This window comes from Mesorhizobium sp. M7A.F.Ca.CA.002.15.2.1 (assembly GCF_003998715.1).
In the GTDB taxonomy this organism is placed as follows: Bacteria; Pseudomonadota; Alphaproteobacteria; order Rhizobiales; family Rhizobiaceae; genus Mesorhizobium; species Mesorhizobium ciceri.
Genome location: NZ_RZPI01001285.1, coordinates 1 through 427 on the forward strand (window position 1 = coordinate 1; position 427 = coordinate 427).

The window sequence follows — 427 nt, forward strand, 5'->3', positions numbered from 1 at the left end:
TCGTGTGCTGGCTGCCGTTCGACGAAACCAGCTGGCAGGTCGAGGAGGCGACGCTGGCTGGCTTGCTTTCGGAGAAGACACGGCTGGTCGCGTTGAACTACGCCAGCAATTTGACCGGTTCGATCAACCGGGTGAAGGCGCTGACTGCGATAGCCAGGAATGCCGGTGCGCTGGTCTATGTCGATGCTGTCCAATTCGCGCCGCACGGGCTGATCGACGTGCAGGAGCTCGGCTGCGATTTCCTGATCTGCTCGGCCTACAAATTCTTCGGACCGCATATGGGCATATTGTGGGGCCGGCGCGACGTCATCGATGACTTGCAGCCCTATAAATGCCGCTGTTCGTCGAATGGCCTGCCGGAGCGGTTCGAACTCGGCACGCCGCAGATCGAGCTGATGGCCGGCCTCACCGCCGCAGTCGACTACTT

Annotated in this window: 1 protein-coding gene; it reads left to right on the top strand. The window is 61.1% G+C overall.

The window, feature by feature from the left end:
- Window positions 1-427, top strand: a 427-nt coding sequence (locus ENZ74_RS34165) for an aminotransferase class V-fold PLP-dependent enzyme (RefSeq protein ID WP_127313390.1), incomplete at both ends; no start/stop codon positions are given.